The following is a 23,559-nucleotide window of genomic DNA, read 5'->3' on the forward strand; positions in this document are numbered from 1 at the left end:
GAACCAGTAGCGGGGCTAAAGGGTGTGCCGCCTTACAGCGATCTGCGTCTGAACGGACCCGTTGAAGCGCTGTAGCACTTTGAATTGCTGCATGATTTTGTCCTCGAGTCGGTTGCGGCTTGTGGGGTGCTGCAGTAGGGCAGCGAGGTGCCATGCCCGGTTGGGTCGTCCTCTCCATTTCTACAGCCTATGTCGTCATCCTGTTCCTGATCGCCTGGTGGACGGATCGGCAAGGTGCGGGGCGCAGCCTGCCCCTTCCGGCCGGCTGGGCGGCGGCGCTCGGCTACGCGCTGACGCTTGCCGTCTACAACACCTCCTGGAGCTTCTACGGCTCGGTCGGGCGCGCCTTAGGCGGTTTGGACTTCCTGTCGATCTATATCGGCCCGACGCTCGTGCTTCTCTTCGGCCAGCCGCTGATCTCTAAGGTCATAACGGTCGCGAAGAGCCAGAACATCACTTCGATCTCCGACTTCATCGCTGCACGATACGGCAAGAGCCAGGCGCTCGCGGCGCTCGTCACCATGGCCGCGCTGCTCGCCGTACTGCCCTATGTTGCACTTCAACTGAAGGCCGTCGGCACCAGCTTCGATATCCTGACGTCGTCGTCGTTGCCGACGGGCAGCAATCGGCCGATCCGCGGCGACAGCACCTTGGCCGTTGCCGCTTCGATGGCGCTCTTCGCCATTATTTTCGGCGTCAGGCACATTCACGCAAGCGAGCACCATCGCGGGCTGATGGCGGCCATCGCCTTCGAGAGCCTGGTCAAGCTCTCCGCTTTCGTCGCCGTCGCGCTGTTCATCGTCTTCGGCATGTTCGACGGCTTCGGTGACCTCATCGCCCGCGCCCAGGCGGACCCGGCCATGGCGCCGTTGCTGACGCCGGATTTCTCCGATCCGACCTGGCTGTCGAACACCGTCATCGCCGCGATCTCGTTCCTTTGCCTTCCGCATATGTTCCACGTCGCGGTGGTCGAGAACAACTCGCAGTCGCAGGCGCGCGCGGCCGCCTGGCTCTATCCCGGCTATCTGCTTGTCTTCAGCGTTCTGATGGTGCCGATCGCCATTGCCGGGCTTGCGACCTTCGCCGAAACGGTGAACCCCGATACATTCGTGATCTCGCTGCCGCTCGCCGGCAATGCGCCGGCGATCGCTCTGGTGGCCTTCCTCGGAGGGTTTTCGGCAGCGACCGGGATGGTGATCGTAGCCTCGGTGGCATTGAGTACGATGCTGTGCAACGATGTCATCGTGCCGCTGCTTCTGCGCTCTCGCCTCGTCGGGCACAGCGGCGCGGCATGGCCCTCGCCGTCGATCCTGCTTCTGGTGCGACGCGTCTCGGTCGCTGCCATACTTCTCCTCGCCTACATGATGAATCGCCTGGTCGACCAGGCCTATCCGTTGACCGTCATGGGCCTCTTGTCCTTCGTCGCCATTGCCCAGTTCGGCCCTGCCTTTCTCGGGGGATTGCTCTGGCGACGTTCCAACGGGGCGGGGGCGGTCGCGGGAATTGCTATCGGCTTTGGCTTCTGGCTCTACACGCTTTTCGTGCCCTCGATCGCGCCGCTCGTGCCCGCCGTCGACGATCTCGTCGCGAACGGACCGTTCGGGCTCGTGTGGTTGAAGCCGCAATCGCTCTTCGGCGTCGCCGGTCTCGACCCGATTTCGCATGCGACGCTCTGGAGTCTCGGCGCAAATTTCGTGGTCTTCCTTGCCGTCTCCCTGTTGAAGGATCGTTCAGCCCTTGAGCGGCTCCAGGCAGAGGCTTTCGTGCGGGGAGTTCCCGCCGACCAACTTCCTTTGGCTTCCTTGCCCGTCGTCACTCGCCTCGACGACCTGAAGGCGCTTGCCGCCCGGTTTGTCGGCGCCGACCGCAGCGCCATAGCCTTCGAGGAGTTCATGCAGCGCCGTCGCTCGGCGGGAGATGCAGCAAAGCGCGACGACGGGCTCGCCGACATGGAGGCGATGCGATTTACGGAAAATCTCGTCGCCGGCGCACTGGGTGCCGCCTCCGCCCGGGTGGTGATGGCCGCGGCGCTCGAAAGCCGCTCGCTGTCACGCAAGGCGGCAGTGGGCATGCTGGACGAAGCATCGCAGGCGCTGCATTTCAATCGCAAGCTGCTGCAGGGGGCGCTGGAAGGGGTGCCGCAGGGCATTTGCGTTTTCGACCGCGATCTTTCCATCGAAGCGTGGAACGGGCGCTTTCTGACATTGCTCGATCTGCCGAAGGACCTGATCCGTGTCGGCCTGCCGCTCGCCGAGCTCGTGGCGTTCAACAGCGAGCGCGGCGAATACGATGCCGACGACCTCAAGGCGCTCCTCGTCAATCGGGACCTCGCCATGCAATCCTGGCCCTACGTATACGAGCGCAAGCGGCCCGACGGCATGGTGCTGGAGATCGCCTATGACCGCATGGCGGAGGGCGGCTACATCTCCACCTATACCGACGTGACCGAGCGCCATCGGGCAGCGGCCGTTCTTCGTCGCGCCAACGAAGAGCTGGAGCGGCGTGTTCAGGAAAGGACCCAAGCGCTCGAGCAGGCCAAGGCGGAAGCCGAGCGTGCCAATATCGGCAAGACGCGGTTTCTGGCTGCGGCAAGCCATGATCTGCTGCAGCCGCTGAATGCGGCACGGCTCTTTCTCGCGGCGCTGGACGAGAGCCTGCGTTCCAATGCCGGCAGCCCTCCAAGGGATCAGGACGACGAGCGCGCGCTGGCAAGGAATGCCGCTGCCGCACTCTCTTCGACGGAGCGGCTGCTCGACGAGCTGTTGGACATTTCAGCCTATGACTCCGGCGCGGTTCGGGCGCAGCCCGTCGATTTTTCCGTGGGCTCGCTTCTCGCCCAACTCGAGCTTGAGTTTTCCGCGCTCGCGCGCCAGCGGGGGCTCGTGCTGCGCGTCGTCCCTTCGACTCTTTCGGTCCGGACGGACCCGCAGCTCCTGCGCCGCGTGCTGCAGAATCTTCTCTCGAACGCCATCCGCTACACGCCGGAGGGAAAGGTTCTTTTAGGATGTCGGCGCCGGGGCGATTGCCTGCGCATCGAGGTCCGCGACACCGGCATCGGCATTGCGCCGGAGCGGCAGAAGGAGATCTTCGAAGAGTTCCGTAGGCTGGACACGGGCGACGACAGAGAAAAGGGCAGCGGGCTCGGACTATCAATCGTCGAGCGCATTTGTCGTCTGCTCGATCTTCCGCTCGAAATCCACTCCCGGCCCGGCCGTGGAACAGCCTTCATCGTCGCCGTTCCGCTCGGGGCGCAAGGCGCGACCGTGTCGTCTTCGGCGAAACCGGCGGCGCCGGATGCCGATTCCGGGACCGCGCTGGCCGTGCTCTGCGTGGACAATGATGACGCCATCCGGCAGGGGCTCGCTTCTTTGCTCGCCCGATGGGGGCATCGGCCGATTGTCGCAAGCGACGAGAGAACGGCGCTTGCCAATAGCAACGGGCAAGTGCCGGATCTGGCGCTCGTCGACTATCATCTTGACGGCACGACGGGCATCGACGTGTTGACGAGCCTGCGCAAGTACTGGAGCCGGGAAATCAGGGGCCTGGTGATCACGGCGGATCGAAGCGAGGAGGTCAGCGCGAGGGCAAAGGCCCTCGGCTGCGAGGTCATGGCGAAACCGGTCAAGCCTGCCGCCTTGAGACGATATCTGGATACTGTCGCCCGACTGAAACGCGCCGGACTGCAGGAGGAAGAAGAAAATGAGCACGCGCATCGTCATCGCTGATGACCATCCTATGGTACAGGCAGCCCTGCGGAGTGCGCTTGTCGCGGCGTTGCCGGATCTCGAGCTGATCGCCTGCCGATCGGTCGATGAGGTCCTCGAAGTGCTCTCCGGCGATCGACGGGAGGTGGATCTGGTCCTTCTCGACCTGACCATGCCGGGAACGGACGGTTTCGCGGGTCTGTTTCTGCTGCACGCCCATCATCCGACCTTGCCCGTCGCGATCGTTTCCGCCAAGCACGATGAGGCGACGATCCGCAAGGCAATCACATTCGGCGCCTCCGGCTACATTCCGAAATCGTTGGATCTGCCGGAAATGGTGGAGGCGATCCGCTCTATACTCGATGGAGAAATATGGGCGCCGGCGCGCTTCGCCGCCGCAGCGACACCCGACCCGGATGCGGCGCTGAGCGCGCGGCTTGCTTCGCTTTCGTCGCAGCAGCTGAGAATTCTGACGAAGATCGTCGAGGGGAAGCTGAACAAGCAGATCGCCGGCGAAATGGAAATCGCCGAGCAGACCGTCAAGGTGCATGTTTCGGCGATCTTGCGAAAACTCGGCGTGGTCAGCCGCACACAGGCGGCCGTGCTGTGCGAGCGTCTGCTATCGACCGGCGCACGTGATCCCGGTTAGTGATGCGATTGCGTCTCATCCGGCCTTAGACCGGGATCACGGCGGCGACTGCTTCAATCCTGGCGCAGCACCTTGTCCGGATTCATAATTCCGGCCGGATCGAAAGCATGCTTGATCCGTTGCATGAGCCCGATCTCGATGGGAGAGCGGATCGCCGCGAGCTCGTCGCGTTTCAACTGACCGATGCCGTGTTCGGCCGATATCGAGCCGTTGTATTTCAGCACGATGGCATGGACGATCGCGTTCACCTCGCGCCAGCGGCCGAGAAAGGCCTGTGTATCGGCGTCGACCGGCTGGGAGATGTTGTAGTGGATATTGCCGTCGCCCACGTGACCGAAGGCGCAGATCCGCGCTCCGGGTACCGCCTTCGTGACGATCGCGTCGGCCTCTGCCATGAAGGCGGGGATGCTCGAGACGGGAACCGAAACATCGTGCTTGATGGAGCCGCCCTCGGGCTTTTGTGCCGGCGACATGCTCTCGCGCATATGCCAGAGCGCTTTGCGTTGCGCGTCGTTCTGGGCGATGACGGCGTTTTCGATGAAGCCGTCGGCGATGCCCGTTTCGAGCAGGCTCTCGACCATCCGCTCCGCGCTTTCGGCCGAATCCGGGGTGGAAATGTCGATCAGGGCATACCACGGATGCGCCGTTTCAAGGGGGTCACGGACGCCGTGAATGTGCCGGGTGGTGAACTCGATGCCGAGCCTTGGCATCAGCTCGAAGCCCGTCAGCGCCGGACCGCAAAGGCTCGAGGCCCGCTCGAAAAGGGCGAGCGCGTCCTCGACGCTCTTCACGCCGGCAAAGGCGACCTGATGTCCGCGCGGCTTCGGGAAGAGCTTCAGGACGGCTCCGGTGATGACGCCGAGCGTCCCCTCCGCGCCGATGAAGAGGTCGCGCAGGTCGTATCCGGTATTGTCCTTCTTCAGCCTTCTCAGACCATCCCAGATTTCGCCGGTCGGAAGCACCACCTCCAATCCGAGGCAAAGCTGGCGCATGTTGCCGTAGGCGAGTACCGCCGTGCCGCCGGCATTGGTCGAAAGATTGCCGCCGATCCTCGCCGAGCCCTCCGATCCGAGCGACAGCGGGAAAAGCCGGTCGATGTCGTCAGCGGCTTTCTGAATATCCGCGAGGATGCAGCCGGCGTCGGCGACGATGACGTTGCCGACCGGATCGATGTCGCGGATGCGGTTCAGCCGTTCGAGCGAAAGAACCACGTCGGTCTTGCCTTCACGCGGGACCCCTCCTGCCACATGGCCGGTGTTGCCGCCTTGCGGCACGATCGGCGTGCGGGTCTGGCTCGCGAGCTTCATGATCTGCGAGACCTCCTCGACCGAGCCGGGCCTGAGCACGAGCGACGTCGTGCCGCGATAGAGCCCGCGCGATTCGACGAGATAGGGCGCGATCTCCGTTGGCGCGGTGAGCGCATTGCCGGGGCCGACGATATCGGTAAAGGATGCGATCAGTTCTGGGGAAGGAATGATAGTCGTCATGGTCCTGCCTTGGATCGGGGTGTCTTCATGGCCCGCGGCGGAGGATCAAGCGCGCGGCGCGGCCGCTCGCTGCAGCCGGTCGATGATCGCTTCGCCGAGCCCCTCGTTCGGAATGGGGCCGAAGGCGATCGTCGCGGCACCGCTCGCATCCGCCTTTTTCATATAGTCGAAAAGGTTGGCGGCCGCTTCCCTGAGACTGCCGCTGGGGCTCAGATCCATGACGATCACGGCGTCACTCTCGCCGGGCAGCGCCTTTCCGCCGAAGCGGATCAGGGCCTCGCCCTTGCGAACGTCCTCGGCATCGAGCCGCACGGCGGCGCCTGGTGCGTAGTGCGAGGCAAGCATGCCGGGCGCTTCGATGGCAGCGCCGGCGGATTCGGGGCGCTCCACCGCGAGACCGGTGAGCGCCTCGATTGCCGCCGCATCGAGCCCGCCGGGCCTGAGCAAACAGAGCCTTCCGTCTTCCACCTTGATGATGGTCGATTCCAGTCCGATCTCGGAAGCTCCGGCATCAAGGATGAGCTTGAGCTTCGAGCCGAGGTCCGCCTCCACATGGGCAGCACTGGTCGGGCTGATCTTGCCCGAGGTGTTGGCGCTCGGCGCGGCGAGCGGCCGTCCGACGCGAGCGATCACCCGGCGCGAGAAGCCGTCGGGCATGCGGATGCCGAGCGTATCGAGACCGGCGGAAGCGAGCGCATGCACAGTGCTTTCCGGCCGCTGCGGCAGGATGAGCGTCAGAGGTCCGGGCCAGAAGGCCTCGGCAAGCTGCCGGGAAACCGGATCGAACGTCACATGCGCCTCGGCCATTGCGATGTCCGAGACATGGCAGATGAGCGGATTGAAGCGCGGCCGGCCCTTCATTTCATAGATGCGGCTGATCGCATCGGCATTGGTGGCATCGGCGGCAAGGCCGTAAACCGTTTCCGTCGGGATCGCGACCGGCTCGCCGTCGGAAAGAACCGCGCAGGCTCTTTCGATCGCCCGATCCGGTTCGATGCGCGTGTCGATGATTTCGGCCATGGCGGTTCTGATCCTTTCCGTCGCTTCCTTAATGGAGGCGCCGAAAAAACAGAACGATTTTCTTCTTTAATGATGCCGCCCAGAAAGCGTTGGGGGAAACGGCATGCAGAAAAAACGATCGCCGTCAAAGCCTCTGGATGATCCGGCGCAGCGCATCGTCGCGTGCGCCCAGCATCAGCACGTTCTTGAGCGCCACTCTCGGATCCTGCGTTTGGAAGATCAGCCCGTTGCCGCGCACGTCGCGATTGATGACGATGCGCCCCGCCTCATCAGGCTCGATGGCGACGGCGAAATACATGCGCGAATAACCCGTCTGAATCCGGTCGAAGAAGTGTGTCTCGTCGCCGAGCTCCGAGAAGAAATTCGCGAAATAGAAGGACCAGGTGACCTCATGCGCCCGGGCGAGGCGGGTTTTCGCGGCGGTCACGTGGCAATAGCCGAGATGGGGGCTGCTCGCGAGCGTGCGATGGAAGACCATCTTCGGGAACTGGATCGAAGCGTGGAAGGCGTTGATCCTCCTGTGGGTGGTCTCACCCGCTGCCGCCAGTTTCCGGCCCGTCTGTTCCGCCACCTCCGCATAGCTCAGATAGCGCCGCTGTTCGGGCATCCATTGGCGGCGCCGGTCGATGCGGCCCGTCCGCAGGAACTCGGTGTGGACCGCAGCTTTCGGCGTTTCGGCCGGCGCCTTATCGGCCGCGTCATAATATCGGAGCTTTGCCATCGGCGTCTGCGCCTGCTCTGTTTGCTACTGCATGTCTCCTTAAATCGACCTCGGTTTAAGGACAAAGACATGCAGCAATTCAAAATGCTACAGCGACCTTTGCGCGTCTGATAAGACGCGCGGCGCTGTAGCTCGTTGATCCCTCGGCGCAGGGTAGGACATCATGGTTAACAGAGCGTTTTGTCCAATCGGGCGCGCGCTTCTGCGGCCGGTGGCGTCGCAAAGAGATAAGGCATATTCGCGTTGGGAATGGCGCTGCCGAAAAAATCGTCACTTGCCCAATTTTTCTCGTATCATCTTGTTTGTTATAGATAATTTCTCTTTCGAACACACCCGTCCCGCATTGGTTTGGCTGTCGTCATTCTGGAATCGGATGTCGCGGATCGGCAGTTGCGCTAGCCGGCCGTAGGCTTAGATACGGGCAACTCAAGGTGCCGCCTTTAGGGAGGGCGGAGAATTGGGAAGCCGGTCAAATCCCGGCGCTGCCCCCGCAACGGTGGTGGAGCACAAGCCTCGGCAAAAGGCCACTGGACATGTCGTCCGGGAAGGCGCCGGGCAAGTCCTTGGCGGACGGCTCCAGAGCCCGGAAACCAGCCTTGACGCGAAAATCGACCGTAACTGGTTGCGGCGGGCAGCCGGATCGGGCCTTGGCGTTCCGGCATATCCGGCCGGCGCGGGCTCCAGTCCTGCCTCTCCGAACCAGGGTGAACGAGGACAAGGACATGGACACACAGAACGACATGCTGCGCAAGCTGAAGGCCCGCCGGGAGGGCTATAGCCTCGATCGTGCCTTCTACGTCGACCCGGACTATTATCGTCAGGACCTGGAGCATATCTGGTACAAGGACTGGCTCTTCATCGGCCATGATTGCGAAGTCCCGCGGCCCGGCAACTATTTCACCGTGCAGGTCGGCGATTACCCGATCGTCATCGTGCGCGACCGGCAAGGCACGATCCGGGCGCTGCACAATTCTTGCCGCCACCGCGGCTCGCGCGTCTGCACGCAGCACAAGGGCTCGTCCGCCAAGCTCGTCTGTCCCTACCACCAGTGGACCTACGAACTCGACGGCAAGCTGCTCTTCGCCCGGCAGATGCCCGAAGGATTCGATCCGTCTCAGCACAGCCTCAAGCCGGTGCATTGCGAGACCGTCGGCGGCTATATCTTCATCAGCCTTGCCGACCAGCCGATGGATTTCCAGCCTTTCCGCGACATGGTCGCAGGTTATCTCGCACCGCACCGCCTTGGCGAGACCAAGGTCGCGTTCGAGAGCACCATCGTCGAGAAGGGCAACTGGAAGCTCGTCTGGGAGAACAACCGAGAGTGCTACCACTGCGCCGCCAATCATCCGGAGCTCTGCCGGACATATCCAGAGGCGCCGACGGTGACGGGCGTCCAGGGCGCGATGGACGATCCGGAAATTGGCGCCCATTGGGAAAAGTGCGAGGCGGCGGGCCTGCCGAGCGCCTTCAAAATTGCACCGACCGGGCAGTTCCGGATGACGAGAATGCCGCTGATCAACGGGGCCGACAGCTATACCATGTCCGGCCAGAAGGCCGTGCGCAAACAGCTCTCCGGCGAGATAAATGCGAGCGGCATCGGCACGTTGTTGCTCTTCCACTATCCGACCACGTGGAACCACATCCTCGGCGATCATGCGATCACTTTCCGCGTGCTGCCGCTCGGGCCTGAATTGACGCAGGTGACGACGAAATGGCTCGTCAACAAGGATGCGGTCGAGGGTGTCGACTATACGCTCGAGGACCTCACCCACGTCTGGACGGAGACCAACGACCAGGATCGGCAGATCGTCGAGGAAAACGCCTTCGGCATCCGCTCTCCTGCCTATGAGCCGGGGCCCTATTCGGCCGAGCACGAGGGCGGCGTGATGCAGTTCGTCGAATGGTATTCGAGCTTCATGCTGGATCGTCTTCAGGGCGGCGCAGCCCGTCTTTCCCGGGTGGCATAACCCATGGAAATGGCACGCTTCTTCCACCACTTCGACGAGCTCCATCCCTGGAGAGACCGCCAGCACATGCTCGAATGCATCTCAGCGGTCGCCGAGACCGCGGACGTGATGACGTTCACCTTCCGCTCCGAAAAGCCGGCCTGGTTCCGCTACCTGCCGGGGCAGTTCGTCACGCTCGAACTGCCGGTTGGCGAGGAGCCGGTGATGCGTACCTATACGCTGTCGTCCTCGCCGTCGCGCCCGCTTTCGGTCGCCGTCACCGTCAAGGCGCAGCCGGGGAGCATCGGCACGCGCTGGATGTTCGACAATCTGAAGCCGGGCATGGCGCTGAAGGCGCTCGGGCCGCTCGGCGATTTCAGCTTCGTCCGGCACCCCGGCGAGAAGTATCTTTTCATCTCGGCCGGCTCGGGCATCACGCCGATGATGTCGATGACGCGCTGGATGGCGGACTGCGCGCCGGAAACCGACGTCACCTTCATCTCCTGTGCGCGCCGGCCGGACGATCTCCTATTCAAGTCGGAGCTGGAAGTCCTCGCGCGTCAGATGCCTCGGCTCAATCTCGGCTTTCTGGTGGAGGGACACGAGGCGCGCCACGGCTGGCACGGCCTGCGCGGCCGCATCGACGCGACGAAGCTGCCATTGCTCGCGCCGGATTTCCTGGAAATGACCGTCTTCTGCTGTGGGCCCGAGCCCTTCATGCGCGGTGTCCGAGAAATGCTGAAGACCGCCGGTTTCGACATGGCGCGCTACCACCAGGAGAGCTTCCAGCCGGCGGCCGCACCCGCTGCCGAGGAGCTTGCAGTCCGCGCGGGACCGGCCGCGGGCACTGAGGCGGCGAAGGTGAGCTTCACCATGAGCGGCAAGGAGGTAACGGCCGTTCCCGGTCAGACGATCCTGCAGACGGCACGCGCCAGCGGCGTCAGGATCGGTGCGGCCTGCGAGGGCGGCATTTGCGGCACGTGCCGGGTGATGAAGGTCTCAGGCGACGTCGAGATGAACCACAATGGCGGCATCCTCGATGACGAGATCGAGGAGGGCTATATCCTCGCCTGCTGCTCGCGACCGCTCGGCGACGTCCAGATCGAAGCGTAAATTGATCGTCGGTTGGGCGGGACGCGGTGGAAAACGCGGCCCGCTACCGCCGCTGTGCTTGGTTGGGCAATTGCGCCTCGGCCGCTTTCACGGCAATGGCGCCCGTGAGGGTCTTGTCGACTCCCGCACCTGATCCGCTTTCCGCCTCGGCCCGGCTGATGAGCAATGGCTGCGTCAGCGGCACCGCTACTGCAGCATGGGCCGCTGGCGCTGTACCTGCTGTCGCCGAGGCGATGACGGTGAGGACCGGCGGCTTTTCCGGCAGGAGACCGCCGTGTGGCCAGATTTTCCTCAGCGCTGAAACGGTCATGGCGGCGACGTTCACATCGATATCGTTGAGTGTGCCGGGCACGCGGTAGGGGCAGCGTTTCTTGCCGCAATTGTGTGCCGACGAGAACTGCCACAAAGCGTAGCCGTTCCAATTGCCCATCGGGAAGACATCGCGGATCTCGGGCTTATAGCGCGCGTACCAGAGCGGCAGACGCGACAGCAGCCTGTGCTTGTAGCGATTGGCGGCGATGTGTTTCGCGGTGATGTGATTGGTGTAAAGGATCGGGTAGCGCCCCGTGCGGGCCTTGATATGCCCGGCAAAGATCGCCGCATCCTCGAGCGACATGTATTTCTCGGGATCGATTCCCTCGATGTCGAGGACCATCAGTTCGTCGTCGCGCGGATCCGCATAGTCGAGGAAATGATTGGCCTGGTCGACGGGATTGCCCGGCCGTGCCAGATGATAGGCGCCCCAGAGCAGGCCCTGCGAGCGGGCGATCATCCGCCGCGTCTGATAGAGCTCCCGGCTCACCGCATACTTGCGCCACATCGTCTTGCAATGGGCGACCGTATCGCCGCCGTGGTCGCCGGTGCAGCTGAAGCTTTCCGGCAAACCGTCGGAGGCTTTGGCGATGAAGCCGGCGATGCGCTTGTCCTTCAGCATCGCTTCCCAGTCGATGCTGTTCATCTCGTAGGCGTCGACGATAATGGCGTTCTGCCGCTCTTTCCACGGCTCGACGGTGCCGGCGCGTGCATTCGCCGCCGCTAAGGCCAGGCCCATCAGGGCCGCCAGGCGCAAGATCATCCCCAGGATCGAGATTCCCCGCTTTTCCATTCTCTGAGATTGGCGACTTAGCGTTAAAAGGTCGTAAATCTCAGCCCCTCGGCCAATCTGCGCGAGACGGCCGCGTCTGTACACCGACCCTAGGCGGCAAAGTTTCGGCCGCGGTTCGGCTCTGGATTGTGGCGGCCCCGGGCAGGCGAGTGGGACATCGGCGCAAAGCAGTCTAAAGAATGCCGATGCGCTTGAGAATGAGCCAGGCGAGGCCCATGGAAAAGGCGATGATCATCCCCGCATAGAGCGTGCCGCTGCCGTCGGAGAAGGGCAGGGTGCCCGTGTTCATGCCGAAGAAACCGGTCACCAGCGTCGGCGGCAGCAGGAAGGCCGTCATCAGCGACAGGATGTAAAGGTGCCGGTTCGTCTCCGAGGAAAGCTTGCTGTCGATTTCCTCGTGTAGCAGCCTTGCCCGTTCCTGAAGCGCGAAGACGTCGCGGTCGACCGCCTCCAGCCGGTCGGAAAGCCGTTCCGTGACGTCGATGAAGCCGGGAGGCACCTCATCCTCCTCCGAGGCACCCGCCCGACGCAGCAGAGCAAGGATCGTCCTCAGGTGTCGGTGCAGCCGCACGACCGTGCGGCGCAGCGGCGCAAGCCCCGGCTGCTGCCTGTGCACGGCCTCGCCATAGACATGGTCCTCGATGACGTTCAATTCCTCTGTGAGTTCCAGCACCAGGGTGATCAAGGTGCGCTGGAACTCGACGACGAGCATTTCGAAAAGGTCGATCGGGCGGCTGCACTTGGTGCTCTTTTCGACAGCCGCCTTCACGCGGTCGATGCTTCTCAGCGGATGCAGACGTGTCGTGATGATGATCCGGTCGCCGACGGCGAAATGCAGCCAGCCGATCGTCTTTGTCATCGTGTCGAATGTTCGTTCGAAATCGACGAGCGTGCCGTGGACCACGTCCTCCGTGACCGTAATCGCCGCCTGAGTGTCATGGCTCGTGAGAGTGGTGATTGCCGCCTGCGGTAGTTTGCCGATGCGCTCGATCAGTGCCGGCGTGCGCGCGTCGCTCAGCGCCAGATGCAGCCAGATCCAGCCGTCGCCGGCCTCGAGATTTTCGACTGGCGAGTCGGCGGCAATGCGCTGGCATCGGCTCTCGCCGGGCACGAACCGGTAGGCCCAGACAAGGCCGGGTATGTCGGGAGAAATCAGATTCATCGAAGCGCCTTGGGAGCGGCCATGGGGATGGCTTCTATTCGTCCGCGATGACAGTTTTGTTACATTCTTTCGCTGTCTGCGCCAGTATGGAAGCGCCTCGGTTGACGTTGACGTTCACGTAAAAATCGATAGTCTGCGGCGCATGCAAGACGAACGACGCGGCCCGGCGAGGCTGTGGAGGCGCAGGAGGAGGCACCATGTACAAGGCACCGGTCGAGGAGATCGCATTCACCCTGAAGCACGTGGCCGGCATGGACGAGGCTTTCGCCGCCGGAAAATTCGGGGAACTCGGCGAGGATCTGGTCGACGCGATCCTTGCCGAAGCCGGCCGCTTCGCGAGCGAAGAGGTGGCACCTCTCGGCGACGTCGGCGATCGGCAGGGGGCGCGGCTGGTCGATGGTGCGGTGAAAACGCCCGAGGGCTGGCGCGATCTCTACCACAACTGGATCGCCGGCGGGTGGAACGGCCTGACCGCGCCCGAGGACTTCGGCGGGCAGAACCTGCCACATATGCTGCATGTTGCCGCCATGGAGATGTGGAACAGCGGTTCGATGGCCTTCGCGCTTGGCCCGACGCTGACCATGGGTGCGCTTGAGGCGTTGGAGAAGCACGGCAGCGACGACTTAAAGGCGACCTTCCTGCCGAAGATGGTCTCGGGCGAGTGGATGGGGACGATGAACCTGACCGAGCCGCATGCAGGCTCCGATCTCGGCGTGCTCAAGACCCGTGCCGAGCGCCGCGACGACGGCACCTATCGCATCTTCGGCCAGAAGATCTTCATTACCTGGGGCGAGCACGACTTTACCGACAACATCATCCATCTCGTTCTGGCGCGGCTGCCCGATGCTCCGCCCGGTACCAAGGGCATCTCGCTGTTCCTCGTACCGAAGTTCCTCGTCAATACCGATGGTTCGCTCGGCACCCGCAACGATCTTTTCTGCCATTCGCTCGAACACAAGCTCGGTATCCACGGGTCGCCGACCTGCACCATGATCTATGGCGACGGCAAGTTCGGCGATGAAAGAGGCGCGATCGGCTATCTAATCGGCGAGGAAAACCGCGGACTCGCCTGCATGTTCACGATGATGAACAATGCCCGGCTCGCCGTCGGCATGCAGGGCGTCGCCATCGCCGAAGCCGCCACCCAGAAGGCGGTCGCCTATGCGAAGGAACGCACACAGGGCCGGGCGCCCGGGTGGAGCGGCGAGGGCATGAGCCCGATCATCGAGCATCCGGATGTCGTCCGCACGCTTTTGACCATGAAGGCGTTAACCCAGGGGTCGCGGGCGATCGCCTATGCCTGCGCCCACGCCGTCGACATGGCGCATGTCTCCACAGGTGAAGAGGCGCGGCACTGGCAGGAGCGTTCTAGCCTGCTGACGCCGATCGCGAAATCCTTCGCGACCGATGCCGGCGTCGACGTCGCCTCGATGGGTATCCAGGTGCATGGCGGTATGGGCTTCATCGAGGAGACGGGGGCCGCCCGTTATCTACGCGATGCCCGCATCGCGCCGATCTACGAAGGTACCAACGGCATCCAGGCGATCGACCTCGTTACCCGCAAGCTGCCGCTCTCCGATGGCGACCATGTGCGCGGCTTCATCGCCGAGCTCCGGCAGATCGCCGCTGCCGTCGCGGCATCGAACCGGCCAGGCTTCGGCGAAACCGCGGCGCGGCTCGACGCGTCGATCGCCGATTTCGCTGACGCGACCGATTGGCTGCTCTCGGCAGTTGGCGCAGGAAGGCTTGCCGAAGCGCTCGCCGGCGCGACCGCCTATCAGCGCCTCTTCGGCCTTGTGTTGAGCGGCGTCTATCTCGCCAAGGGCGGGCTCGCCGAAACCGGCGACGGAAAAGAGGATCAGCGCATTGCGCTTTGCCGCTTTGCGGCCGAAAACCTGCTTGCCGAAACGGCCGCGCTTAAGGATCGCGTCGTCAACGGAGCGGCGAGCCTTGCCGCCGCTCGATCCGTACTTGACTGAAATTGAATTAGGCCAGGGAGATACTTCATGACCGACCACGTGCTCGTCGAACGGCCGGAAGCCTATCCCGGCGTCCAGATCATCCGCTTCAATCGGCCGGAAAAAAAGAATGCCATCACCCGCGACATGTACGCGAAGATGACCAATGCGCTGACGGTGGCCGGCACGGACCCGGCCGTCCGCGTCACTGCATTCCTCGGAACGCCAGGCTGCTTTTCGGCTGGAAACGATCTCGGCGATTTTCTCGCCGTCGCCATGGGCGGCAGCATGGGAAGCGATCTTCTTGAGTTTCTCCGGGCGCTCGCGGGTGCCACGAAGCCGATCGTTTCCGGAGTCGACGGGCTGGCGATCGGCATCGGCACGACGATCCATCTCCATTGCGACCTGACGGTCGCCTCGGCCCGCTCGGTCTTCAAGACCCCCTTCGTCGATCTGGCGCTGGTTCCTGAAGCCGCCTCCAGCCTGCTTGCGCCGCGCATCATGGGACATCAGCGCTCCTTTGCCCTTCTCGCAGCCGGCGAACCGCTCGAGGCCACCGAGGCGCTCAGCGCCGGACTGATCTGGAAGATCGTCGGCGAGGATACGGTCGAGGACGAGACGCTTTCGCTTGCGGCACGCCTCGCCAAGAAGCCGCCCGAGGCGCTGCGTATCGCGCGGGATCTCATTCGCGGCGATCGCCAGGATGTGCTTGCCCGTATCGATGAGGAAGCGAAGCACTTTGCTGCGCAGCTGAAGAGTGCCGAGGCGCGCGCGGCATTTGAGGCTTTCATGCGGCGATAAGGAAGAAAGCGGCCGCACTGCCGGCATTCCGAGTCACACATGTCAAACTTTAATTGCTTCTTAAATACCGTTCGCTAGCGTGCGGCCGCAGTAGGCCTTGCCGCCGAGCGGTCGCAACATGCGTGCTTGGTGCGGGGCCGCCGGCCGCATGAAGCATTTGCCGGCTCGCCCTTGCGGCATGTCCCACCGTTTTCCCGCCGTCTCTTGCGCGTCGCCCCGGCGACCATCCCTTGCGCGCGGGGAAATCACCGTGAGCTCATGTCCGGCGGATGACGCCGGCCACTCCGAGGAGCCCCATCTTGTCCAAACGATCGAATCTCATGACGCGCATCCTTGTTGCCGCGTCCTGCGTTGTCGTCGGCGCCTTTGCTGGCTTTTCCATCTATATCGACACGCTTCAGCGCGAAACGACGACGAGGGCGGTCGAAGAGAACATCGCCTCGTCCGGCAATCAGGCGGCCGCGAGCGTCGCCAACTGGCTGAACGGCCGCGTGACGCTGACGGCCATGGCGGCTGATGCTGCCGGGCACGCGGCCGATGAAGGAGCCATTCTAGGCGTCTTGAAAAACGACGTCCTGACCGGCGAGTTCATGTCGACCTATGTCGGCAACGAGAGCGGCAAGTTCATCACCTGGCCGGAGATGAAGCTGCCGGAAGGCTACGACCCGCGCCAGCGTCCTTGGTATCAGCAGGCGGTGAAGGCCGATGCCCGCGTGCTCACCGAACCTTATATCGACGCATCGAGCGGCGACCTGATCATCAGCGCCGCAGTGCCAGTCAAGAATGAGGGCAAGCTCTATGGCGTCGCCGGCAGCGATTTCTCGCTCAAGACCCTCGTGTCGATGATCAAGGACATCGACGTCGGCGGAGAAGGCTTCGCGTTTCTAGCGAGCAAGGACGGGCAGATCTTGGTCCATCCCGATGCGAAGCTCGTGACGAAGACGCTTGCCGATGCATTCCCGATCGCCACGCCGGCGATCGGCAGCGGCATCATGCACACCGAACTCGCCGGTAGGCCGATGCTGGTGAGCTTCGTGCCGGTGAACGGCCTGCCATCGGTCGAATGGTATGTCGGCTTCGCCCTCGACGCGGACGTCGCCTATTCGGCGATCAGCCGGTTCCGCGTGGCTGCGACGATCGCGACGCTTCTCGCCGTCGGCGCCATGATCGTCTTCCTCGCGACCCTCTTGAGCCGCCTCGTCATTCGCCCCGTGACCGACATGACCGGTGCGATGGAGAAACTCGCCGCTGGCAAACTCGATGTCGCGATCCCGGGCGAGGAGCGCCGCGATCAGATCGGCTCCATGGCGGCAGCCGTCGCAGTCTTCCGCGCGAATGCCGTCGAGCGGAAGCGGCTCGAGGACGAGGCGGATGCCAACCGCTCCCTGTCGGAACGGGAGCGCCTGGAGCGCGAAGCGCAGAAGGCGCGCGATGCGGCGGAAGTGCAGCATGCGGTCGACGCGCTTGCGACCGGCCTCGGCCGGCTGGCGGACGGCGATCTCGCCTACCGTATCGACAGCCCCTTCGCCGATCGTCTCGATCGCCTCAGGGCGGACTTCAACCATTCGGTCGCCAAGCTGCACGACACGCTGCGCGCCGTCGGCACCAACGCCCGCGCGATCGATGCGGGCGCGAGCGAGATCCGCTCGGCCGCCGACGATCTTGCCCGCCGCACCGAGCAACAGGCGGCATCCGTCGAAGAGACGGCTGCCGCGCTCGAGGAGATCACCACAACGGTCAAGGACTCTGCACATCGGGCGGAGGAGGTCGGCGCGCTCGTCGCCCGCACCCGCGCCGGTGCCGAGAAGTCGGGCGAGGTGGTGCAGAACGCCGTCGAGGCGATGCACGCTATCGAGAAGTCGTCGGGCGAAATCTCCAACATCATCGGTGTGATCGACGATATCGCCTTCCAGACCAACCTGCTGGCGCTGAATGCAGGCGTCGAAGCGGCGCGGGCGGGCGAGGCGGGCAAGGGTTTTGCCGTCGTCGCGCAGGAAGTGCGCGAACTCGCGCAACGTTCGGCCAATGCCGCCAAGGAGATCAAGGCGCTGATCACCACCTCCGGCGAGCAGGTCCGCTCCGGCGTGACACTGGTCGGCGATACCGGCCGGGCGCTGCAGGCGATCGTTGCCGAGGTGCAGGAGATCAACAAGCATGTGAGCGCCATCGTCACCGCGACGCGCGAACAGTCGACGGGTCTCCAGGAGATCAACACGGCGGTCAACACGATGGACCAGGGTACGCAGCAGAACGCCGCCATGGTCGAGCAGCAGACGGCCGCGAGCCATGGTCTTGCCTCGGAGGCGGCCGCGCTCAATGCGCTGCTTGATCAGTTCAAACTCAGCGACGGGTCCGTCGCCAGTTCGATGCTCGGACAGCGCCGCTACGCGGCGTGATGCATCCTCGCTCTTGAGGAGCAAGGCCCGGTCCCGCGCCGGGCCTTCATGGCGGTCGTTTGGAGGATAGTGATTTGCAGACAAGTCCGTTTGTGCCACATAAGTCCGTCAGGACATCGACCCACGGCCGGCATTCGGATCCACCCGGCCATTGAAAATTAGCACGGCAGCGCACGACAACGGTTACAGACAGACCCGGCTCATGAGCGGTTGGCAAATTAGCTGCATCATATGCCGCTCGCGCCAGGGTTCTCCCCTTCATGGCCGAAGGGGAGAACGCGCGTCGATAGGCTTGTCGAGTGCCGGGTCAAAGGTCCGCTTCAAGCCGGGCGTTCGGATGCGCTCGGACGCCACTTGATGAGGCGTTTCTCTGCTACGTCCAGTACGCTGTCGATGATCAGGACAAAGATCGCGAGGATCAAGATACCTGCAAAGACGCCCACTGCATCGAAATTGCCTTCCGCCTGAGCGATCAGATAGCCGAGGCCGGCGGAAGAACCGAGATACTCGCCGATGATCGCCCCAACGACGGCAAAGCCGACCGATGTGCGCAGGGAGGAGAGGATCCAGCTCGCCGCTGCGGGGAAGTAGACGTGGCGGAGCAGGTCCGACCGCCTGGCTCCCAGAATGCGGGCGTTCGACAGCACCACCGGGTTGACTTCGCGGACGCCCTGCATCGCGTTGAAGAAAGTGACGAAGAACACTAGCGTCACGGCCAGCGCCACTTTGGACCACAGCCCGAGGCCGAGCCAGAGTACGAAGATAGGCGCAAGCACGACTCGAGGGATCGCGTTCAAGCCCTTGATGAAAGGATCCAGAATGCGCGCGGCCGAACGGCTGAGGCCGAGCCAAACACCAGCCGCGACGCCCAGTGCCGTTCCGACCAGATAACCGAGCACGGTTTCCGTCAGGGTGATGGCCACATGGTTATAAAAGCTGGTGTCCACCACCCAGGATACCACCTGGTTGAAGATGTCGACCGGAGCCGGGAAAAAGAAGACGTCGATGACGCCGGCTGCGACACCGAGCTGCCAGCCGCCGACAATCGCCACCAGCAGCACGACTTGGATGAGGCGTTCAGTCATGGCGTTCATAGCTTTTCTCCACTTCGCCGCGCAGGGACGACCAGATGTTGCGATAAAGATCCATGAAGCGTGGATCGAGCTTGATTTCGGCGACATCGCGCGGGCGTTCGAGATCGACGGGGAAGCTGTCGATCACGCGCGAGCGCGGTCCGGCGGCAAGCACCACGACCCGATCACCGAGAGCAATTGCCTCCTCGAGGTCGTGTGTGATCATCACCACGGCGCGCCGTTCCTCCTGCCAAAGCCGCAACAGCTCGTTCTGCATCAGGTGGCGGGTATGGATATCGAGCGCGGAAAAGGGCTCGTCCATCAGGATGACCTTGGGGCCGGTGATCAGCGCCTGCGCCATCTGCACGCGTTTGCGCTGACCGCCGGAAAGCTGATGGGGATAGCGATGCTCGAAGCCCTTGAGTCCGACTTTCGCCAGCCATCTCATTGACTGCTCGCGACGTTCGGCAGCGCCGACACCCTTGAACATGGGACCGAGTTCCACGTTCTCGATCGCGGTCTTCCACGGAAGCAATGCATCCTGCTGGAAGAGATAACCGATGTCGTTCTGGATCCCGCGCACCGGTTGACCATCGATCGATACGGTGCCACTCGCTGGTTTCAGCAGGCCGGCAATCGCATTGAGTATTGTGCTCTTGCCGCAGCCGGTGGGACCAACGATCGCGAGGAACTCGCCATCGGAGACTTTCAGGTTGACATCTTGCACGGCCACGTAGGCGCCGAAGGCCATGGTGACCGAGTCGAGGGAAACCATCGACTTTGCTTGATGAGGGTTGTCCGTCGGGGGTGCGGTTTTAACTACGGCCAATGCCATAACCTCCTCCTGTCAGTTGGCGGCGATGTTCGGGACCTTGCCGACGAACTCGTTCGTGTAGGTTTTCGTAAGGTCGATTTCAGCCGCCGCGACTTTTTCGTTGAAGCTCTTCAGGACGGCGAGCGGAGTCTTGATATCTTCCTCGTCGATACGGCCGTCCTTTGAGAAGATCGCCTTCGCGTTCTCGACCGCCTTGATGTAGGTGTCACGATCGCCGGAGATGAACTCCTTCGGGAGCTTGTCGACGATCTCTTCCGCGGAGTGGCTATTCATCCACTCGAGCGCTTTGACCGTCGCATTCGTGACCTTCTGGATGGTCTCCGGATTTTCCTCGATATAGCTCTGTGTGGCATAGAGGACGGAGGTTGGGTAAATCCCGCCATAGATCGCCTTGGCACCGTCGTCGCTGCGCCCGTCGATCAGGATCTTGCCGACGCCTCTGGCCTCGATGAAGGTCGCTGCCGGGTCATAGTTGACGAGGAGGTCGACCTTGCCCTGTTCAAGGGCCGCGACGGCGGCAGAGCCGGAGCCAACGCCGATCAGCGAGACGTCGTCCGCGGACAAGCCGTTGCGCTGCAGGTAATAACGGACGAAGAAATCGGAAGACGAGCCCGGCGAGGTGATCCCGACTTTTGCGCCTTTGATCGTTTCCGGTTTTGCCGGGTCGAACGTGCTGTTCTTGCCGCCAGCCAGCACGAGCCCGGAATTGCGGGCGAGCTGCACGAAGGCCACGACAGTCTTCTTCTGCGACTGCATCTGGATCGTATGGTCATAGAAGCCGACGGCGATATCCGTCGAGCCGGCAACAAGCGCCTGAAGCGTCTTCGACCCGCCCGATGCGAAGTTTTCAACGGTCACCTCCAGGCCTTCCTTTTCATAAAGGCCGAGCCCCTGGGCGACCGGAAAGGGGAGATTGTTGAGGTTGTAAGAACCGACGCTGATGCGGACGGGATCCGCCAATGCCGAACCGCCAAAGGCGACGGTTGCCGCGAGGGCGAGCATGAGCTTGTGCATGATATTCTCCTCCTGTTGGTGGCGCCCTCCCGGCGGCCACGATCATTATGCCGCGCAACCCAGTTGCGTGACAGGTTTTGCGAAGACATGTCCTTCGAACAGCCGCCTGGCGGTGCGAAGGATGCCGGCAATGACCTTGCCGTCCCTTTCATGAAGCTTGACGTCCAGGTGGCCGCTCGGGTGCTCAATCGAAAGCACCACCGGCGGTTTGCGCGTGCCGACGAGAAGGGAAGCAACGGTGCCTTCATTGATGCAGGCGGTGGCAATCCCCACGGCCCCGGTCGTCGCCAGCGAAGGGTGACATTGATGCGGCATGAAATAGCGCACGTTGATGTCTCCTGACTTCGGTCTCGAAATGAGCACGGGCTTCGGGGTTACTTGGCTCCGCACGTCGCCAAGGCCCATTCGTTCTCCGGCAGCGATGCGCAGCCTCTCCAACCGGTCAAGCAGCGTCTTGTCGGCATTGAGCTGAGCCGCCGTCTCGAAGCCGCTTGCGCCGATCGCGCCAGCCTCGACCAACATCATCGGCATGGCGCAATCGATGCATGTGACAGCCACACCGTCGATCGAATCGATAGGCTTGCCGGTGGGGAAGAGCTGTCCGGTACGCGCGCCGGCTGCGTCCATGAAGGTCAGCGCGATCGGCGCAGCGCTGCCCGGTACACCGTCGATCGCCGCTTCGCCGAGATAGGAGACGTTGCCATTCGGCGTGGGAACGTCGGCTTCGATCATCTTGCCGGTGTTGACGTTGTGGATTCGGACGAGCGTTGTTTCGCCTCGCGCCAGAACGAGACCCGCCTCGATGGCAAAAGGGCCGACCGCAGCAAGCATGTTGCCGCAGTTTGGTGAGGTGTCGACGATCTGTTGGTCGACCCGCACCTGGGCAAAAAGGTAATCCACGTCAGCACCAGGGATGGTGGCAGGTCCGACGATGGCCACCTTGCTCGTGACCGGGTTGCCGCCGCCGATGCCATCGATCTGCAACGGGTGACCCGAACCCATGACCGACAGCAGGATCTTGTCCCGCTCGCTGGCATCCGCGGGAAGATCGCTTGCCAGGAAGAACGGACCTTTCGAGGTGCCGCCTCTCATCAGGACGCAAGGGATCGCCAGCAGGTCGTTCATCGCTTGTGCTTCCATTGGATTTATGTCATCGCCGTATCAATCGGCCTATTTGATCCAATTATCGGAAGTAGGGTTGATTTGTGAAATGCTAAGAATCGGGAAATTGATGCAAAATGAGCATTAATTGCGAGATCCTTGATCTTCGGGCGTTCTTGAGCGTGGTCGAGCTGGAGAGCTTTCATCGTGCTGCCGATGCGTTGCATCTGTCGCAGCCCGCCCTGAGCCGCCGGATTCAAAAACTCGAGCAGGCGATTGGAGCGCCCCTACTGGAGCGAACGACCAGGCATGTGTCGGCGACCGCGCTCGGAACAGAACTCATTCCGCTTGTGCGGCGCATGTTGGAGGAATTCGACGGTTCCTTATTCGCGGTACGCGACGTTGGTACCAATCGAGGCGGATTGGTAACGATCGCATGCCTCCCTACCGCAGCATTCTACTTCCTGCCGACCGTCATTCGCCAGTTCAACGAGGAGTATCCCAACATTCGCTTTCGTATCCTCGACCTGCCCGCGACCGACGGCCTCCAAGCCGTGGCACGCGGTGAGGTGGAGTTCGGCATAAATATCATGGGCACGTCGGACCCGGACTTGATCTTCGACCGGCTGGTGGAAGACCCTTTCGTGCTGGCAGCGCGCAAAGATCACCCGCTTGCGGCCAGGCCATCGGTCGGCTGGGCGGAGCTTGAACCCTATCATCTGATCACCGTTCATCGTTCAAGCGGCAACAGAACCTTGCTGGACGCGGCCCTGGCTAAATCCAACATCAAGTTGCGGTGGTTCTACGAGGTCACCCATCTGTCCACCTCGCTCGGTTTGGTGGAGGCCGGTCTCGGAATATCGGTCTTACCACGAATGGCGACCCCGCAGGATGACCATCCGTTCTTGATCACACGCCCGATTGGCGATCCCGAGATATCGCGCACCATCGGCGTGGTCCGCCGTCGGGGCGGCACCTTGTCGCCGGCGGCGGAGAGATTTCTTGAGATGCTGATGGGCGCATGGGGGAGTGATTGAAGGGACCTACCGAATACACGCTCCGATGCCACGTTTACCAGTCCGCAGGCGCAACACTATCAAGCCAATATCGACGTCCACAGAGCTACGTTATGCTATTGGAAGCGGCCGCGCCTGAGGATATCGAGCTGCTGCTCGAGCGCGAGTCGCCATCGTGCCGCGCAAGCATTGCCGATTACCTCGGCTTACCGAGCCCTCACATGTCCGAAGGTTGCACCGAAGCGCTCGAGATTCGCTGATCCGTGCCCTGCCGGCTTCAACAGCCTGCGCTCGACGACATTTGAGCGGCAGCGCCGCTTTTCTAAGCGGGATAAGAACTCAACCTGGTGCTGCAGCGCACAATATTTCATCATTATATACTAATGTTCATTTTTTGGGCAGGTCCCTAATCTTACATTTTCTCTTTAGATTCAACACCATCTAGTGACGGCGCAAAA

General features: G+C 62.7%; 17 protein-coding genes and 1 riboswitch. Of the genes, 8 read left to right on the forward strand and 9 right to left on the reverse strand.

Annotated elements, in window-relative coordinates; all coding sequences use genetic code 11:
• The first annotated feature begins 152 nt into the window (after positions 1-152).
• Positions 153-3,725, forward strand: a complete 3,573-nt coding sequence (locus tag M728_RS02730) for a PAS domain-containing hybrid sensor histidine kinase/response regulator (protein WP_026618488.1) — start codon at positions 153-155, stop codon at positions 3,723-3,725.
• A complete protein-coding gene (locus tag M728_RS02735) occupies positions 3,700-4,353 on the forward strand; it encodes a response regulator transcription factor (RefSeq protein WP_026618489.1) in 654 nt (217 codons plus the stop codon). Before M728_RS02730 ends, M728_RS02735 begins: the two co-directional genes overlap by 26 nt.
• A gap of 53 nt (positions 4,354-4,406) precedes the next feature.
• Here M728_RS02735 and M728_RS02740 read toward each other — a convergent pair whose 3' ends face one another.
• The 3 genes from M728_RS02740 to M728_RS02750 all read right to left on the reverse strand — a co-directional run bounded on the left by M728_RS02740 (position 4,407) and on the right by M728_RS02750 (position 7,581).
• Positions 4,407-5,840 (reverse strand): FAD-binding oxidoreductase, encoded by a 1,434-nt coding sequence (locus M728_RS02740; RefSeq protein WP_026618490.1) that lies wholly within the window; start codon positions 5,838-5,840, stop codon positions 4,407-4,409.
• Positions 5,841-5,885: 45 nt separating this feature from the next.
• Positions 5,886-6,860, reverse strand: coding sequence for an L-threonylcarbamoyladenylate synthase (locus M728_RS02745; protein ID WP_026618491.1), 975 nt, complete (start codon positions 6,858-6,860; stop codon positions 5,886-5,888).
• 124 nt (positions 6,861-6,984) lie between these two features.
• Entirely contained in the window at positions 6,985-7,581 is a 597-nt protein-coding gene (locus tag M728_RS02750; protein ID WP_026618492.1) for a DUF6656 family protein, read from the reverse strand.
• Between the two features lie 412 nt (positions 7,582-7,993).
• A riboswitch (cobalamin riboswitch) is annotated at positions 7,994-8,195 on the forward strand.
• 108 nt (positions 8,196-8,303) lie between these two features.
• On the opposite strand from M728_RS02750, the gene M728_RS02755 reads away from it, so the two are divergent.
• The gene (locus tag M728_RS02755; protein ID WP_026618493.1) at positions 8,304-9,548 is read left to right on the forward strand and encodes an aromatic ring-hydroxylating dioxygenase subunit alpha; all 1,245 of its coding nucleotides are present in this window, start codon (positions 8,304-8,306) and stop codon (positions 9,546-9,548) included.
• 3 nt (positions 9,549-9,551) lie between these two features.
• A complete protein-coding gene (locus M728_RS02760) occupies positions 9,552-10,640 on the forward strand; it encodes a hybrid-cluster NAD(P)-dependent oxidoreductase (RefSeq protein WP_026618494.1) in 1,089 nt (362 codons plus the stop codon).
• A gap of 43 nt (positions 10,641-10,683) precedes the next feature.
• On the opposite strand, the gene M728_RS02765 is transcribed toward M728_RS02760, so the two are convergent.
• Together M728_RS02765 and M728_RS02770 are read right to left on the reverse strand one after the other, a co-directional pair.
• Positions 10,684-11,745, reverse strand: a complete 1,062-nt coding sequence (locus tag M728_RS02765; protein ID WP_026618495.1) for a glycoside hydrolase family 25 protein — start codon at positions 11,743-11,745, stop codon at positions 10,684-10,686.
• 172 nt (positions 11,746-11,917) lie between these two features.
• Positions 11,918-12,907: a transporter gene (locus tag M728_RS02770; RefSeq protein ID WP_026618496.1), complete on the reverse strand. Its 990-nt coding sequence runs from the start codon at positions 12,905-12,907 to the stop codon at positions 11,918-11,920.
• Positions 12,908-13,104: 197 nt separating this feature from the next.
• On the opposite strand from M728_RS02770, the gene M728_RS02775 reads away from it, so the two are divergent.
• The 3 genes from M728_RS02775 to mcpU all read left to right on the forward strand — a co-directional run bounded on the left by M728_RS02775 (position 13,105) and on the right by mcpU (position 18,062).
• On the forward strand, positions 13,105-14,886 hold the full coding sequence (locus M728_RS02775; RefSeq protein WP_026618497.1) for an acyl-CoA dehydrogenase: 1,782 nt from the start codon (positions 13,105-13,107) through the stop codon (positions 14,884-14,886).
• A 27-nt stretch (positions 14,887-14,913) separates the two neighbouring features.
• Positions 14,914-15,666 (forward strand): crotonase/enoyl-CoA hydratase family protein, encoded by a 753-nt coding sequence (locus M728_RS02780; RefSeq protein WP_026618498.1) that lies wholly within the window; start codon positions 14,914-14,916, stop codon positions 15,664-15,666.
• 269 nt (positions 15,667-15,935) lie between these two features.
• Positions 15,936-18,062 carry a methyl-accepting chemotaxis protein McpU gene (gene mcpU / locus M728_RS02785; RefSeq protein ID WP_245269648.1) on the forward strand — a complete coding sequence of 709 codons (2,127 nt, stop codon included), beginning with the start codon at positions 15,936-15,938 and terminating at the stop codon, positions 18,060-18,062.
• Positions 18,063-18,382: 320 nt separating this feature from the next.
• On the opposite strand, the gene M728_RS02790 is transcribed toward mcpU, so the two are convergent.
• Genes M728_RS02790 through M728_RS02805 form a run of 4 tightly spaced genes read right to left on the reverse strand, consistent with a single transcriptional unit; the run spans position 18,383 to position 22,109 of the window.
• Entirely contained in the window at positions 18,383-19,156 is a 774-nt protein-coding gene (locus M728_RS02790) for an ABC transporter permease (protein WP_026618500.1), read from the reverse strand.
• Positions 19,140-19,970, reverse strand: coding sequence for an ABC transporter ATP-binding protein (locus M728_RS02795; RefSeq protein WP_026618501.1), 831 nt, complete (start codon positions 19,968-19,970; stop codon positions 19,140-19,142). The genes M728_RS02790 and M728_RS02795 overlap by 17 nt, the downstream gene beginning before the upstream one ends.
• Positions 19,971-19,982: 12 nt before the next feature.
• Positions 19,983-20,984: an ABC transporter substrate-binding protein gene (locus M728_RS02800; RefSeq protein WP_026618502.1), complete on the reverse strand. Its 1,002-nt coding sequence runs from the start codon at positions 20,982-20,984 to the stop codon at positions 19,983-19,985.
• Between the two features lie 45 nt (positions 20,985-21,029).
• Positions 21,030-22,109, reverse strand: coding sequence for a 4-oxalomesaconate tautomerase (locus M728_RS02805; RefSeq protein ID WP_026618503.1), 1,080 nt, complete (start codon positions 22,107-22,109; stop codon positions 21,030-21,032).
• A 113-nt stretch (positions 22,110-22,222) separates the two neighbouring features.
• Here M728_RS02805 and M728_RS02810 point away from each other — a divergent pair, with 113 nt between their 5' ends.
• Positions 22,223-23,122, forward strand: coding sequence for a LysR family transcriptional regulator (locus tag M728_RS02810; RefSeq protein WP_026618504.1), 900 nt, complete (start codon positions 22,223-22,225; stop codon positions 23,120-23,122).
• Positions 23,123-23,559: the final 437 nt, after the last annotated feature.

The sequence above is a fragment of the Ensifer sp. WSM1721 genome (assembly GCF_000513895.2).
Taxonomy (GTDB): domain Bacteria; phylum Pseudomonadota; class Alphaproteobacteria; order Rhizobiales; family Rhizobiaceae; genus Sinorhizobium.